Here is a 13,709-nt window from a genome sequence, read left to right on the forward strand (position 1 = left end):
CCGTGGCGGTTGCGCGCGCGCCTTAAGCTGGGGCCATGGCTTACGAGATTCCGGTGACGCAAGCACGGGCGGAGCTCGCCGACCTGATCAACCGCGTCGTCTACGGCGGTGAGCGGGTCGTCGTGACGCGGCACGGCAAGCCGCTGGTCGCGCTGGTCTCCGCCGCCGACCTGGAACGGCTCGAAGGGCTCGACGGGGAGGGGACCGAGGCCGAGGAGCAGGTGATCAGCTCGGTCTCCTCGATCCGCTCCGCCGCCCCGACGGCCCCCGGCGGACGTCAGCGGTTCGGGATCGCCGCCGAGCACCGCGGTCAGGGCGACCCGGGCGCCTGATCACCGGCGGGTGCGGCGGTCGTACGCCGTCGTCCCGCGACCAGCACCGCCGTCAGACCGAGCGCCGACCAGAGTGCGAGCGTGAGGACAGGGCCGCCCGCCGCGCTGCCGTCGAAGAACGCGACCGAGCGCAGCAGTGAGCCGCCCGCGCCCGGCGGCAGCCACTGCCCGAGCACGCCGACCGGTTCGGGGAGCAGCTGGGGGGCGCTGGTGACCCCGGAGAAGGAATTGCCCAGCAGGATCATCAGCAGGGCGGAGACACCGAGCCCGCGTGGGCCGAGCAGCGAGGCCAGTCCCGCCACCGCCGCGCCGATCGCCAGGACGGTCAGGGCGATCACGCCCGCCTCGGTCCACCAGTCGCCCGTGATCACGCCGAGCCAGCTGTGCGCCACGGCCACGGCGGCGAGGCCCACGAGTGCCGCCGCCCCGGTCAGTGTCAGCCCCGCCCGCGCGCCACGCAGCCCCAGTATGGTGACGGCCGCTCCGGCGCCCATCCCCGCCAGGGCCAGCGGCAGTACGCTCGCGCCGAGTGCGCTGCCGCGCGGGTCCCCGGAGGGTGCGGCCACCACATCGGTGACCTGGACCCGGGCGCCCTCCGGTGCCGCCGCCGTCACCGCCTCACGCAGCAGTTGGGCGACCACGGGGCTCGCGGCCGTCGCGGTGAGCACGTGCGGGCCCTCGGGTCCGGCGACCACGGCTCCGTATACGACCCGGTCCTCGATCGCCTCCCGCGCCGCCGCCTCGTCGTCGAAGCGGTGCACCTCGAAAGCGCCCTCGCGCTGCTCGAACTGCCGCCCCAGCTGATCGGCTGCCGGCGCCGCACCGGCCACCCCCACCGGCAGGTCGCGCGGCGCGATCCGGGCGGCGGGCCAGGCGAAGGCCCAGAGGGCGAGCGTCACCACCAGCGGGATCAGCAGGACGACCGCCACCGCGCGGCGGTTGGGTGCAGTGGACATGGGGAGCCTCGTTCCGGGTCACGATCAAAGAGAAGGATCGTTCGTTTTACGTACCGTCCCACTGTCGGTACGGTGAGCCCGCTTGTCAAGAATGAACGTTCGTTTTAAGTTGAGCCCATGGCTCGTGTATCCCAGGAACACCTCGACGCCCGGCGCCGTCAGATCCTCGACGGGGCGGCGCGCTGCTTCGCCCGCAACGGATTCCACGGCACGTCCATGCAGGACGTCCTCAAGGAGGTGGGCCTCTCCGCCGGCGCGGTCTACCGCTACTTCCCCGGTAAGGAGGACATCATCGCGGCCATCACCGAGGAGACCTTCGCCACCATCCGCGGCGCCTTCGAGGAGGCCAGCCGCATGTCGCCGCCGCCCACCCCCGACGTGCTGCTGAGCCGGGTGCTCGGCCGGGTGCTGGCCGGGGAGGTGCATGGGCTGGAGCGCCGGACCTTCGCCGCCCTCGCCGTACAGCTCTGGTCCGAGACGCTGCGCGACGGGCGACTCGCCGCACAGCTGGACGAGGGTTACGCCACGATGCGCGCCGCATGGACCAGACTGGTCGAGGCCTACCGGGACGCCGGACTCCTGGGCGGCGACGTGGCGGCCGACCATGTGGCGCGGACGATGATCGCCACCGCCCAGGGCTTCATCGTGCAGGAGGCCCTCTTCGGGGACGTCACTCCCGAGGTGCTGGAGAACGGCTTGCGCGGGCTGATGTCCATGGGTCCGCAAAAGGCCAGTTAACGCAACGGAAAAACTTCCGCCCTAACGTGCAATACCTGGTCGCGAGAGCCGGGTTCGTCGTTCAACGAAATGTTGAACGGGGATAGGGTCCCGCTGCGCCCGGAGGCCGGTACCGGGCGGTAGACGATGAGGTGGAAGCGTGCAACTGACCCCGCACGAGCAGGAACGCCTGCTCATCCATGTGGCCGCCGACGTGGCCGAGAAGCGCCGGGCACGCGGGCTGAAGCTCAATCACCCCGAGTCCGTCGCCCTGATCACCGCCCACCTCCTGGAAGGCGCCCGGGACGGCCGTACGGTCGCCGAACTCATGGCGTCCGGCCGCAAGCTGCTCACCCGGGACGAGGTCATGGAGGGCATCCCCGAGATGCTCCACGACGTCCAGGTCGAGGCCACCTTCCCGGACGGCACCAAGCTCGTCACCGTCCACGACCCGATCGTCTGACGGGGCCGCGCCGATGATTCCCGGAGAGATCCTGTACGGGGACGGGGGCATCGCCCTCAACGAGGGGCGTCCCGTCACCCGCCTCACCGTCCTCAACGCCGCCGACCGCCCCGTCCAGGTCGGCTCCCACTACCACTTCGCCGAGGCCAACCCCGGGCTGCGCTTCGACCGCCAGGCCGCCCACGGGCTCCGGCTGCACATCGCGGCAGGGACGGCGGTCCGCTTCGAACCCGGCATCCCCGTCGACGTCGAGCTCGTCCCCCTCGCCGGCCGCCGCATCGTCCCCGGCCTGCGCGGCGAGAGTGGAGGTGCCCTCGATGCCTGACCTCAACAGGGCCGTGTACGCGGACCTCTTCGGACCCACCGCCGGCGACCGCATCCGCCTCGCCGACACCGACCTCTTCGTCGAGATCGAGGAGGACCGCTCGGCCGGCCCCGGACACGCGGGCGACGAGGCGGTCTTCGGCGGCGGCAAGGTGATCCGCGAGTCCATGGGCCAGGCCCGCACCACCCGGGCCGAGGGCGCACCCGACACCGTCATCACCGGGGCGGTCGTGATCGACCACTGGGGCATCGTCAAGGCCGACATCGGCATCCGCGACGGCCGGATCACCGGCATCGGCAAGGCCGGGAACCCGGACACCATGGACGGGGTCCACCCCGACCTGGTGATCGGCCCGGAGACCGAGATCATCGCGGGCAACGGCAAGTTCGTCACGGCCGGAGCGGTCGACGCGCACGTCCACTTCATCTCACCGACCCTGGTCGACCAGGCGCTCTCCAGCGGCATCACCACCCTCGTCGGCGGCGGCACCGGACCCGCCGAGGGCACCAAGGCCACCACCATCACCCCCGGCCCCTGGCATCTGGCCCGGATGTTCGAGGCGCTGGAGACCTTCCCGGTCAACATCGGGCTGCTCGGCAAGGGCAACACGACCTCCCGCAACGCCATGTACTCCCAACTGCGCGGTGGTGCGCTGGGATTCAAGATCCATGAGGACTGGGGCGCCACCCCGGCCGCGATCGACGCCTGCCTCACCGTCTGCGAGGAGACCGGCGCCCAGCTCGCCATCCACACCGACACCCTCAACGAGGCCGGGTTCGTCGCGGACACCCTCGCCGCCATCGCCGGGCGCTCCATCCACGCGTACCACACCGAGGGCGCGGGCGGCGGGCACGCGCCCGACATCATCACCGTGGTCTCCGAGCCGTACGTCCTGCCGAGCTCGACCAACCCGACCCGGCCGCACACCGTCAACACCATCGAGGAACACCTCGACATGCTGATGGTCTGCCACCACCTCAACCCGGCCGTCCCCGAGGACCTTGCCTTCGCGGAGTCCCGGATCCGGCCCTCCACCATCGCGGCCGAGGACATCCTGCACGACCTCGGCGCCATCTCGATCATCTCCTCGGACTCGCAGGCGATGGGCCGCATCGGTGAGGTGATCCTGCGGACCTGGCAGACCGCCCACGTCATGAAGGTGCGGCGCGGCGCGCTCCCCGGGGACGGGGCCGCCGACAACCACCGGGTCCGTCGCTATGTCGCCAAATACACCATCAACCCGGCCGTCGCCCAGGGCCTCGACCGGGAGATCGGCTCGGTGGAGAGCGGCAAGCTCGCCGACCTCGTGCTCTGGGACCCGGCGTTCTTCGGCGTGAAGCCGCAGATCGTCATCAAGGGCGGCCAGATCGCGTACGCGCAGATGGGCGACGCCAACGCCTCCATCCCGACGCCCCAACCGGTCCTGCCCCGGCCGATGTTCGGCGCACTGGGCCGGGCCGCCGCACGCGGTTCCTTCAACTTCGTCACCGAAACGGCGATCGAGGACGGACTGCCCGAACGGCGCGGCCTCGACAAGGAGTTCAGGGCCATCACCAGCACCCGAGGGGTCACCAAGGCGGACATGCGGGAGAACGACGCCATGCCGCACGTCCACGTCGACCCCGACAGCTTCGCCGTCACCATCGACGGCGAACCGGTCGAACCCGCCCCGGCGGCGGAACTGCCCATGGCCCAGCGCTACTTCCTCTTCTGAGCCGGGCGGACCACCAGCCATGTCACGCGCAGCCCTGCTCGTCCTCGCCGACGGCCGGTTCCCCGCCGGCGGCCACGCCCACTCCGGCGGGGCCGAACCGGCCGTCACCCAGGGGCGCATCCGCGACGCCGACGACCTCGCCGCCTTCTGCCGGGGCCGCCTGCACACCGCCGGGCTTACGGCCGCAGCCCTCGCGGCGGCCGCCGCCCACGGCCTCGACCCGCTCGCCCTGGACGAGGCCGCCGACGCCCGTACGCCCTCACCCGCCCTGCGGGCCACGGCCCGCAAGCTGGGGAGGCAGATGATGCGGGCCGCCCGCGCCACCTGGCCGAGCCCCGAACTCGACGCGCTCGCCACCGCCCGGCCACGCGGCGCCCACCAGCCCGTCGTCCTCGGCCTCACCGCCAGGACGGCGGGGCTCGGGCCCGAGGACGCCGCGCACTGTGTGGCGTACGAGACGGTCAGCGGACCGGCCACCGCCGTGGTGCGGCTGCTCTCCCTCGACCCCTTCCACGCCACCGCCGTACTCGCCCGCCTCGCCCCCGAGCTGGACGAGGTGGCCGCCCAGGCTGCCGAGGCCGCCCGGCACGGCATCGACGCCCTGCCCGCCGCCTCCGCCCCGCTCCTCGACATCACCGCCGAGGCGCACGCCGCCTGGCCGGTCCGCCTCTTCGCCTCGTAATCCCGACCACCACCGGAGTCCCCATGCACCTCGGCCACACCCACGACGGCCCCGCCGCCGTCAGCGCCGACGCCACCCGCCCCGACGGCACCCGGCGCGCCCTGCGCATCGGCCTCGGCGGCCCCGTCGGCTCCGGCAAGACGGCCACCGTCGCCGCCCTCTGCCGCGAGCTGCGCGACCGGCTCTCCATCGCCGTCGTCACCAACGACATCTACACGCGGGAGGACGCCGAGTTCCTCCTCCGCAACGCCGTCCTGCCGCCCGAGCGGATCCAGGGCGTGGAGACCGGCGCCTGCCCGCACACCGCGATCCGCGACGACATCTCCGCCAATCTCGAAGCCGTCGAGGACCTGGAGGAGGCGGTGGGACCACTCGATCTGATCCTGGTGGAGTCCGGCGGCGACAACCTCACCGCCACCTTCTCCAAGGGGCTCGTCGACGCCCAGGTCTTCGTCATCGACGTGGCGGGCGGCGACGACATCCCGCGCAAGGGCGGCCCCGGCGTCACCACCGCCGACCTCCTCGTCATCAACAAGACCGACCTCGCCCCCCACGTCGGCTCCGACCTCCAGCGGATGGCCCGGGACGCCAAGGAGCAGCGCGGCGAACTCCCCGTCCTCTTCACCTCGTTGACCTCCGCCGAGGGGGTCGGGCCGGTCGCCGACTGGGTGCGGGTGCAGCTCGCCGCCTGGACCGCATGAGCGTCCGCGCCACCGCCCGCCTCCGCGCCGAACCCGACGGCAGGGGCTCCACCGCCCTGCCGCTCCTGGAATCCGCCGGCCCGCTGGCCCTCCGCCGCACCCGCTCACCGCTCCCGGAACACGCCCGGGTCACCGTCGTCGGCGCCATGAGCGCCCCGCTCAACGGCGACCGTCTCGCCATCGAGGCCGAGGCCGCCGACGGCGCCCGCCTCACCGTCGACGCGGCGGCGGCCACGGTCGCGCTCCCGGGCCCTTCGACGGACACCGGCTCCTCCACGTACGCCATCCACGTGAACGTGGGGGAGGGGGCCACCCTGTACTGGCTCCCCGAACAGCTCGTCTCCTCCCACGGCAGCGACCTGCACCAGACCACCCGGATCGAACTCGCGCCCACCGCACGGCTGTTGCTGCGCGAGGAACAGATCCTCGGCCGCCACGGCGAACCCACCGGCGCCCTCACCACCCGCCTCACCGTCCACCGCGCGGGCCGCCCGCTCCTGGACCAGCAACTCGCCTACGGACCAGGCGCCCCCGGCGGCTGGGACGGCCCCGCCGTCCTCGGCGGCCACCGCGCGGTCGGCCAACTTTTCCTGGCCGACCCGTCCTTCGAGGACGCCCCGCTCCCCGCCCGCCTCCTCGGCCCCACCGCCGCGCTCACCCCGCTCGCCGGTCCCGCCGTCCTGGTCACAGCGGTGGCCGCCGACGCCCGCCTGCTGCGCGAGATCCTGGACGGGGCGCTGCACGAGCTGCTCGACGGCCTCAAAGCGGACACCGGCAACAGCTGAGTCCGCTCAGCGGACTTCCTTCACCGGTTATGGGTTCGGTAAAGAAACAGGTGTACGCCCTGGCCCCAGGAACCCCACAGACGAAAGGATCCCCGGAACGCTCCGATGGAGACCACGCCGCCACCGGCGGCGCATCGGACGACGATGGGGGAGGTTCCACGTGGGACGTACAGCAGTGCTCGGCGCGGCCGGCGCGCTGATGGCGGGCGCGCTCGTCGCGGGAGCGATCACCGCGCCCGCCGCGGAAGCGATACCGGTATCCGCCGACAGCCACCACCACGACCGGGCGGGCTCCGAGGCGCTCGGCGTCCAGATCGCCGCCGAGCGGGCGGCGCAGGCCGGGATCGACTGGAAGGGCTGTCCGGAGGACTGGGGCCTGGCCGCCCCCATCCAGTGCGGCTGGGTGAGCGTACCGCTCGACTACGCGAAGCCGAACGGCAAGAAGATCAAGCTCGCCGTCGACCGGCACGTCAGCACCGGCACCCAGGGCGAGCGCCAGGGCGCCCTCATCTACAACCCGGGCGGGCCCGGCGGTTCGGGGATGCGCTTCCCCACCCGCGTCACCTCCAAGAACCCGCTCTGGACGAAGACCGCGAAGGCGTACGACTTCGTCGGCTTCGACCCGCGCGGGGTGGGCCGCTCGGCGCCCATCTCCTGTGTCGACCCGCAGGAGTTCGTCAAGGCGCCCAAGGCGGACCCGGTCCCCGACAGCGAGGCCGACAAGCGCGCGCAGCGCAAGCTCGCCCGCGAGTACGCCGAGGGGTGCGGCGAGCGCAGCGGCTGGATGCTGCCGCACATGACCACCCCCAACACCGCCCGTGACCTCGATGTCATCCGGGCCGCGCTGGGGGAGAAGAAGCTCAACTTCCTCGGCGTCTCCTACGGCACCTACCTGGGCGCCGTCTACGGCACGCTCTTCCCCACCCACGTACGGCGCATGGTCGTCGACAGCGTGGTCAACCCCTCGCGGGAGAGCATCTGGTACCGGGCGAACCTGAACCAGGACATCGCCTTCCAGATGCGCTGGGACGACTGGAAGGCGTGGGTCGCCCAGCACGACTCCGTCTACGGCATCGGCGACACCCCGGAGGAGGTCGAGCAGGAGTGGCTGAAGCTCCGCGCCGCCGCCAAGAAGAAGCCCATCGGCGGTGTCGTCGGACCCGCCGAGCTCATCGGCTTCTTCCAGAGCGCCCCGTACTACGACTCCGCCTGGGCGCCCACCGCCAAGACCTGGAGCGCCTACCGGGCCGGTGACACCCAGGCGCTGATCGACGCCGCCGCCCCCGACATGGACGACCTCAAGGGCAACGCGGCGGCCGAGAACGGCAACGCCGTCTACAGCGCCGTCGAGTGCGCGGACGCCAAGTGGCCCACCAGCTGGCGCACCTGGGACCGGGACAACACCCGGCTGCACAAGAAGTACCCGTTCATGACGTGGGCCAACGCCTGGATGAACCTGCCCTGCGCCACCTGGCCGGTCAAGCAGCAGACCCCGCTGAACGTGAAGACCGGCAAGGGCCTGCCGCCGGTCCTCATCGTGCAGGCCACGCGGGACGCCGCCACCCCGTACGAGGGCGCCGTCGAGCTGCACCAGCGGTTCAAGGGCTCGCGGCTCATCACCGAGAAGGACGCCGGGTCCCACGGCGTCACCGGGCTGGTCAACCCCTGCGTCAACGAGCGGGTGGACACCTACCTGCTCACCGGAAAGACCGACCGGCGCGATGTGACGTGCACGCCGCACGCCACGCCGAAGCCGTAGGGCACGTGTGAGGCGTACGACCGGGGCCCCGCCGCATCCTCAGCGGCGGCCCCGGTCGTACGCCTCCAGCCACGCGTCCTCCGCCGCATAGTCGAAGAGCGCCTCCCCGTAGTTCCGCGCCATCTTCAAGAACGCCTCCCGCCAGTCCCGCCCCGCCAGCTCCCCGGCGAGCCACTCGACGGTCGCCGGCAGCGACTCCACGTACCCCGTCACCGGCCGGTACCCGAGCTCCCGCTCCGCCGCCGCCATGTCGTACACCACGGGATGCGCCCCGCTCCACGGCGTATCGCCCACACCCCCCTCGGGCGCCGCACCGTCGATCAGCACCGTCTCCGTCTCCCGGCCGAGCACCGCATCGACCGCCGCCCCGATCTCGGCGACCGTGGGTGCCTGCGGGTCCGCCGCGTTCAGCACGCGTGATCCCGGCTTTCGGGCGGCCAGCCGGATCAGCTCCGCCATGTTGGACACATGGACCGGGTGGAAGCGGCTCTCGCCGCCGTACGCGAGCACCCGCCGCCGGCGCCCGTCCAGCAGCCGCTTCACGAAGTACAGCTCGCGCGGTGTGCGGCAGTACGGGCCGTGGACCGCGCCCGCCCGCAGCAGCGTCACCGGCAGCGCGTCGCCCGACGCCAGCAGCTCACACTCCAGCAGCACCTTGCGGGTCCCGTACGTCGTGTCGCCCGGCTCCACCGTGCGCTGGGTCTCCGGCAGCGGCACGGGGTAGCGGGGGAAGCCGTCGGGTTCGGCCTGGGTGTCGAAGCTGCGCCCGCGCTCGTCCTCGTACACCGCACCGCTGGAGATGACGACCGCCGAACCGACCCGCCCGGCGAGCGAGGCCAACTGCCGTGCGTGAGCCCCGCCGAACGCCACCATGTCGACCAGGACGTCACAGCCCTCGCCGAGCGCCTTCTCCAGCGCCCCTTCCTCGTCCCGGTCGAGCGCCAGGGCCCGGACTCCGTGGCCCCATCGCTCATCCCGGCCGCCACCCCGCGAGACGGCGGTCACCTCCCAGCCGTCCCCGGCGAGCGCACCCACCGCCGCCCGCCCGATCTGTCCCGTCGCTCCCAGCACCCACGCGTGTCCCTGGTTCATGGTGACGACGCTAGGGGGAGCGGTCCGCGCCGGACCAGCCCGCTCTGCCGTCGGCGAATTTGCCGTCAGCGTCGCAGCTTGGGGAACTTCCTCGGCGGCGCGGCCTCCTGCTCGGCGGACTTCACCTTCGCCGCGTACTCGTCGACGTACTCCTGGCCGGAGAGTTCGAGGATCGCGTACATGATCTCGTCCGTCACGGCCCGGATCGCGGCCTTCTGGTTCTCCATACCCGCGTAGCGCGAGAAGTCCAGCGGCTCACCGAACCGGATCGCGACCTGCTTGATCTTGGGGAGTTTCTGGCCGGGCGGCTGGATCTCGAACGTGCCGAGCATGGCGCACGGGATCACCGGCACCCCTGCGGTGAGCGCCATGACCGCCACCCCGACCTTGCCCTTGTAGAGCCGGCCGTCGTGCGAGCGGGTGCCCTCGGGGTAGATCCCCAGCAGCTCGCCCTTGCTCAGCACCCCCAGGCCCTCGCGGATCGCCGCCTGGCCCGCGTCCTTGCCCGAGCGGTCCACCGGGATCTGACCCGCGCTGCGGAAGAACGTGGCGGTGAGCTTGCCCTTGATCCCCGGGCCGGTGAAGTACTCGGCCTTCGCGAGGAAGGTGATGCGCCGCTTGAGGATGGCGGGCATGAGGAAGTGGTCGGAGAAGGAGAGATGGTTGCCCGCGACGATCGCCGCGCCGTCCTCCGGGATGTTCTCCAGACCCTCGATCCGAGGGCGGAACAGCACCCGCAGCACGGGCCCCAGCACGACATATTTCAGGATGTAATAAAACACCTTGTGGGTGCACCTCGCTCTGCCGGGCCGGCGTCAGGGCTGCGTTCTGCCAGGTCGCTGCGTACTACCAGGTCATGGTCGTGCCGGGGACGTCAGTGTAGGTCCCCGGCATCACCGTGCGACCGTAGCGAACCGGTCAACCGCCTCGTACCCGCCACCGGGCCCGTCAGGCGTGTCCGCCGTGACGGTCAGGTGTCCTGGGTGGCCAGCATGCCGAGGGTGCAGAGCCCCAGCACGATCCAGCCGAACCAGAGCCAGCCACTGCTGCCCAGCGCCACCGTGTAGGCCGTCACCGTGACCAGCGCCCCGATGGTCAGATATCCCATGGTTTTCGTCGATCCGGACATGCGCGTACCCTCCTCGTCGGCCGCGCGGCCGTTCACCCCATGGTCACCCCGATGACACCCCGGGCGCTACTGTCGCGCCTGCAATGACGCGAGATAGGCGTTGTACGCCTCCAGCTCCTTGTCCCCGTCGCGGTCGGCGGCCCGGTCCGAGCGCTTCGCCGCCCGCTGCTCGGAGTGGTACCACTGGTACACCAGCGCGATCAGCACCAGCACGGACGGGATCTCGCTGAACGCCCACGCGATGCCGCCCGCCCAGTTCTGGTCGCTGAGGGCGTCGATGCCGAGGGATGCGGGCGGATTCTCGTACGTCTTGACCATCGGGGTGGTCGCCATCATCAGCGCGATCCCGAAGAACGCGTGGAACGGCATCCCGGCGAACAGCTCCAGCATCCGCATCACATAGCCGGGCCGGTGCGGGCCGGGGTCGACGCCCATGATCGGCCAGAAGAAGACCAGGCCGACGGCGAGGAAGTGCACCATCATCCCGATGTGGCCGGGCTTGGAGCTCATCAGGAAGTCGAAGACCGGCGTGAAGTACAGCGCGTACAGGCTCGCGATGAAGAGCGGGATCGTGAACGCCGGATGCGTGATGATCTTCATGTACCGGCTGTGCAGCAGCATCAGGAGCAGCTCGCGCGGCCCGGTCCGGCCGCGGGCGGCGGGCGGCAGCGCGCGCAGCGCCAGCGTCACCGGGGCGCCCAGGAGAAGCAGGATCGGCGACAGCATGCTGATCACCATGTGCTGCACCATGTGCACGCTAAACATGACCATGCCGTAGTCGTTGAGCTTGGTGCACATCACCAGGGCGACGCTCAGCACGCCCACGGTGAAGAAGACGATCCGGTTGACCGGCCAGCCGTCCCCGCGCCGACGCAGCCGCGCCACCCCGTACCCGTACAGGGCGAGCGCCAGGACGCAGCCGGTGAGGAAGAACGGGTCGGGTGAGAGCTCCAGCCCCCGTCCCAGCGTGAACGGCGGCAGATCCATGTTCATGCCGTGCCCGCTGTGATCCATCTGTTCACTCCCGATGGGGACACGTCCCCGTTTCGTGCCGGTTGTCCGGTACAGCGTAGAACTGCCCCCGGCCGCGCTCGCGGCCGGGGGCAGTTCTGGAGGAGGGGCGAACTAAAGTACGCACTCCGCTTCGGCGTACCGCTCGGCCGGGACCGTCTTCAGCGTCTCGACCGCCTCCGCCAGCGGGACCATCACGATGTCGGTGCCGCGCAGCGCGGTCAGCATCCCGAACTCGCCCCGGTGCGCCGCCTCCACCGCGTGCCAGCCGAACCGGGTCGCCAGAACCCGGTCGTACGCGGTCGGCGTGCCGCCGCGCTGGACGTGGCCGAGGATGACCGGGCGGGCCTCCTTGCCGAGCCGCTGCTCCAGCTCCCCGGAGAGCTGCGTGGCCACCCCGGCGAACCGCTCGTGACCGTAGATGTCCTTGACGCCCTGCTCGAACTGCATGGAGCCCTCACGGGGCTTGGCGCCCTCGGCGACCACCACGATGGCGAACTTCTTGCCCGCCGAGAAGCGCTTGCCGACCAGCTCGGTCAGCTCGTCTATGTCGAAGGGGCGCTCGGGCACCACGATGGCGTGGGCGCCGGCCGCCATCCCGGAGTGCAGCGCGATCCAGCCGGTGTGACGGCCCATGACCTCGACGATCAGCACCCGCTGGTGCGATTCGGCGGTGGTCTTCAGCCGGTCCAGCGCCTCGGTCGCGACACCGACGGCGGTGTCGAAGCCGAAGGTGACGTCGGTGGAGGCGATGTCGTTGTCGATGGTCTTGGGGACGCCGACGATGGGCAGCCCCGCCTCGGAGAGGAGGTTGGCCGCCTTCAGCGTGCCCTCGCCGCCGATCGGGATGATGGCGTCGAGGCCGAGGTCGGCGACATGGCCGCGGGCCCGCTCCACCCCGTCCCGCAGATGTGCGGGCTGGACCCGGGAGGAGCCGAGGATCGTGCCGCCGCGGGCCAGGATGCCGCCCACCGCGTCGAGGTCGAGCTTGCGGTAGTCGGCCTCCAGCAGGCCCTTCCACCCGTCGTGGAAGCCGATGACCTCGTCGCCGTGGTCCACCACCGCGCGGTGCACGACGGAACGGATGACGGCGTTGAGGCCGGGGCAGTCGCCGCCGGAGGTGAGTACGCCAATGCGCATGGCCCGGAAACCTTTGCAACGTTAAGTCGACGACCGGACCACGTCGTCCGGTTGGATCCCCGCCACCCTACCGGCGCAGGGTGGCGGGACCGAACCGTGCGTCCGCCTGCTGGACTCCGCTCAACCGAGCGGAAAACCCCTCATCAGGCGGGCTGTGTCGCCGAGGCGATCCGCTCCGCGCGCAGCGCCTCGTACCAGCGGTCGTCCGTGGGCGGCAGCGCGTTCACGTCGAGCGCCAGCTTCAGCAGATGGTCGGCGATCTGCGGGTTGCGGGCCATCACGGGGCCGTGCATGTACGTCCCGAAGACCGTGTCGTTGTACGCGCCCTCCGTGCCGTCCCCCGTGCCGTTGCCCCGGCCGAACCGCACCCGGGCGAACGGCCGTGCCGTCGGGCCGAGATGGGTGACGCCCTGGTGGTTCTCGAACCCGGTCAGCGCCTCCAGACCGAGGTGCGGGTCGATGTCCGCCAGGACGTCGCCGACGCACCGGGCGCCCTCGCCGCGGGTCGAGACCACGTCGAGGAGGCCGAGACCCTGCTCACGCTCACCGAGGTCGTTGATGAACTCGTGGCCGAGGATCTGGTACCCCGCGCAGACCGAGAAGATGATCGCGCCGTTGGACGCGGCCCGGCTCAGCCCGCCGTCGCGGCGCAGCCGCTCCGCCGCGAGGCGCTGGGGCCGGTCCTCGCCGCCGCCGATCAGATAGATGTCACCGGACGTCGGCACCGGCTGGTCGCTGCGCACGTCGACGCGCTGCACGTCCAGACCGCGCTGCCGGGCCCGCCGCTCCACGACCAGGGCGTTGCCCTGGTCGCCGTAGGTGCTGAGCAGGTCGGGGTAGACCCAGACCAGACGCAGACCGTTGTTGCTCATGCTTCGTCCTCTCCGGAGGTGGCCGGGGCCG

Annotated in this window: 16 protein-coding genes; 9 read left to right on the plus strand and 7 right to left on the minus strand. The window is 71.6% G+C overall.

Features of this window, described 5'->3' with window-relative positions; genetic code table 11:
- The first annotated feature begins 35 nt into the window (after positions 1 to 35).
- The gene (locus IF17_RS0118930) at positions 36 to 332 is read left to right on the plus strand and encodes a type II toxin-antitoxin system Phd/YefM family antitoxin (RefSeq protein WP_030567461.1); all 297 of its coding nucleotides are present in this window, start codon (positions 36 to 38) and stop codon (positions 330 to 332) included.
- On the opposite strand, the gene IF17_RS0118935 is transcribed toward IF17_RS0118930, so the two are convergent.
- Positions 311 to 1,288, minus strand: coding sequence for a membrane protein (locus IF17_RS0118935; RefSeq protein ID WP_030567463.1), 978 nt, complete (start codon positions 1,286 to 1,288; stop codon positions 311 to 313). The two genes, IF17_RS0118930 and IF17_RS0118935, sit on opposite strands and share 22 nt — an antisense overlap.
- A gap of 117 nt (positions 1,289 to 1,405) precedes the next feature.
- Between IF17_RS0118935 and IF17_RS0118940 the strand changes: the two genes are divergently transcribed.
- The 8 genes from IF17_RS0118940 (at position 1,406) to IF17_RS0118975 (ending at position 8,434) form a co-directional block, all read left to right on the plus strand.
- Positions 1,406 to 2,026 carry a TetR/AcrR family transcriptional regulator gene (locus tag IF17_RS0118940; protein ID WP_030567465.1) on the plus strand — a complete coding sequence of 207 codons (621 nt, stop codon included), beginning with the start codon at positions 1,406 to 1,408 and terminating at the stop codon, positions 2,024 to 2,026.
- A 139-nt stretch (positions 2,027 to 2,165) separates the two neighbouring features.
- The gene (locus IF17_RS0118945; RefSeq protein WP_018516067.1) at positions 2,166 to 2,468 is read left to right on the plus strand and encodes an urease subunit gamma; all 303 of its coding nucleotides are present in this window, start codon (positions 2,166 to 2,168) and stop codon (positions 2,466 to 2,468) included.
- A gap of 13 nt (positions 2,469 to 2,481) precedes the next feature.
- The gene (locus IF17_RS0118950; RefSeq protein ID WP_030567469.1) at positions 2,482 to 2,793 is read left to right on the plus strand and encodes an urease subunit beta; all 312 of its coding nucleotides are present in this window, start codon (positions 2,482 to 2,484) and stop codon (positions 2,791 to 2,793) included.
- Entirely contained in the window at positions 2,786 to 4,507 is a 1,722-nt protein-coding gene (locus IF17_RS0118955; protein ID WP_030567471.1) for an urease subunit alpha, read from the plus strand. The genes IF17_RS0118950 and IF17_RS0118955 overlap by 8 nt, the downstream gene beginning before the upstream one ends.
- Before the next feature lie 19 nt (positions 4,508 to 4,526).
- Positions 4,527 to 5,189 (plus strand): urease accessory protein UreF, encoded by a 663-nt coding sequence (locus tag IF17_RS0118960; protein WP_030567473.1) that lies wholly within the window; start codon positions 4,527 to 4,529, stop codon positions 5,187 to 5,189.
- Between the two features lie 23 nt (positions 5,190 to 5,212).
- Positions 5,213 to 5,890 (plus strand): urease accessory protein UreG, encoded by a 678-nt coding sequence (gene ureG / locus IF17_RS0118965; RefSeq protein WP_030567475.1) that lies wholly within the window; start codon positions 5,213 to 5,215, stop codon positions 5,888 to 5,890.
- Complete coding sequence (locus tag IF17_RS0118970; RefSeq protein WP_030567477.1) at positions 5,887 to 6,675, plus strand: urease accessory protein UreD; 789 nt, start codon at positions 5,887 to 5,889, stop codon at positions 6,673 to 6,675. The genes ureG and IF17_RS0118970 overlap by 4 nt, the downstream gene beginning before the upstream one ends.
- A gap of 199 nt (positions 6,676 to 6,874) precedes the next feature.
- Entirely contained in the window at positions 6,875 to 8,434 is a 1,560-nt protein-coding gene (locus IF17_RS0118975) for an alpha/beta hydrolase (RefSeq protein ID WP_051884072.1), read from the plus strand.
- Between the two features lie 39 nt (positions 8,435 to 8,473).
- Here IF17_RS0118975 and IF17_RS0118980 read toward each other — a convergent pair whose 3' ends face one another.
- The 6 genes from IF17_RS0118980 to IF17_RS0119005 all read right to left on the minus strand — a co-directional run bounded on the left by IF17_RS0118980 (position 8,474) and on the right by IF17_RS0119005 (position 13,678).
- Positions 8,474 to 9,505 carry an NAD-dependent epimerase/dehydratase family protein gene (locus IF17_RS0118980; protein ID WP_030567481.1) on the minus strand — a complete coding sequence of 344 codons (1,032 nt, stop codon included), beginning with the start codon at positions 9,503 to 9,505 and terminating at the stop codon, positions 8,474 to 8,476.
- 86 nt (positions 9,506 to 9,591) lie between these two features.
- Positions 9,592 to 10,308, minus strand: coding sequence for a lysophospholipid acyltransferase family protein (locus tag IF17_RS0118985; RefSeq protein ID WP_030567483.1), 717 nt, complete (start codon positions 10,306 to 10,308; stop codon positions 9,592 to 9,594).
- 188 nt (positions 10,309 to 10,496) lie between these two features.
- The gene (locus tag IF17_RS1000000139290) at positions 10,497 to 10,655 is read right to left on the minus strand and encodes a hypothetical protein (RefSeq protein ID WP_032772232.1); all 159 of its coding nucleotides are present in this window, start codon (positions 10,653 to 10,655) and stop codon (positions 10,497 to 10,499) included.
- A 66-nt stretch (positions 10,656 to 10,721) separates the two neighbouring features.
- Positions 10,722 to 11,669, minus strand: a complete 948-nt coding sequence (locus IF17_RS0118995) for a cytochrome c oxidase assembly protein (RefSeq protein ID WP_030567485.1) — start codon at positions 11,667 to 11,669, stop codon at positions 10,722 to 10,724.
- Positions 11,670 to 11,780: 111 nt separating this feature from the next.
- Positions 11,781 to 12,806: a 6-phosphofructokinase gene (locus IF17_RS0119000; RefSeq protein ID WP_018516056.1), complete on the minus strand. Its 1,026-nt coding sequence runs from the start codon at positions 12,804 to 12,806 to the stop codon at positions 11,781 to 11,783.
- A gap of 143 nt (positions 12,807 to 12,949) precedes the next feature.
- On the minus strand, positions 12,950 to 13,678 hold the full coding sequence (locus tag IF17_RS0119005; protein WP_030567487.1) for a type 1 glutamine amidotransferase: 729 nt from the start codon (positions 13,676 to 13,678) through the stop codon (positions 12,950 to 12,952).
- Positions 13,679 to 13,709: the final 31 nt, after the last annotated feature.

This window comes from Streptomyces cyaneofuscatus (assembly GCF_000718135.1).
In the GTDB taxonomy this organism is placed as follows: domain Bacteria; phylum Actinomycetota; class Actinomycetes; order Streptomycetales; family Streptomycetaceae; genus Streptomyces; species Streptomyces cyaneofuscatus.

Bases quoted from the DNA above. Each gene is read 5' to 3' on its own strand.
- IF17_RS0118930 (WP_030567461.1), top strand. From the start codon at position 36: ATGGCTTACGAGATTCCGGTGACGCAAGCACGGGCGGAGCTCGCCGAC.
- IF17_RS0118935 (WP_030567463.1), bottom strand. From the start codon at position 1,288: ATGTCCACTGCACCCAACCGCCGCGCGGTGGCGGTCGTCCTGCTGATC.
- IF17_RS0118940 (WP_030567465.1), top strand. From the start codon at position 1,406: ATGGCTCGTGTATCCCAGGAACACCTCGACGCCCGGCGCCGTCAGATC.
- IF17_RS0118950 (WP_030567469.1), top strand. From the start codon at position 2,482: ATGATTCCCGGAGAGATCCTGTACGGGGACGGGGGCATCGCCCTCAAC.
- IF17_RS0118955 (WP_030567471.1), top strand. From the start codon at position 2,786: ATGCCTGACCTCAACAGGGCCGTGTACGCGGACCTCTTCGGACCCACC.
- IF17_RS0118960 (WP_030567473.1), top strand. From the start codon at position 4,527: ATGTCACGCGCAGCCCTGCTCGTCCTCGCCGACGGCCGGTTCCCCGCC.
- ureG (WP_030567475.1), top strand. From the start codon at position 5,213: ATGCACCTCGGCCACACCCACGACGGCCCCGCCGCCGTCAGCGCCGAC.
- IF17_RS0118970 (WP_030567477.1), top strand. From the start codon at position 5,887: ATGAGCGTCCGCGCCACCGCCCGCCTCCGCGCCGAACCCGACGGCAGG.
- IF17_RS0118975 (WP_051884072.1), top strand. From the start codon at position 6,875: ATGGCGGGCGCGCTCGTCGCGGGAGCGATCACCGCGCCCGCCGCGGAA.
- IF17_RS1000000139290 (WP_032772232.1), bottom strand. From the start codon at position 10,655: ATGTCCGGATCGACGAAAACCATGGGATATCTGACCATCGGGGCGCTG.
- IF17_RS0118995 (WP_030567485.1), bottom strand. From the start codon at position 11,669: ATGGATCACAGCGGGCACGGCATGAACATGGATCTGCCGCCGTTCACG.
- IF17_RS0119000 (WP_018516056.1), bottom strand. From the start codon at position 12,806: ATGCGCATTGGCGTACTCACCTCCGGCGGCGACTGCCCCGGCCTCAAC.
- IF17_RS0119005 (WP_030567487.1), bottom strand. From the start codon at position 13,678: ATGAGCAACAACGGTCTGCGTCTGGTCTGGGTCTACCCCGACCTGCTC.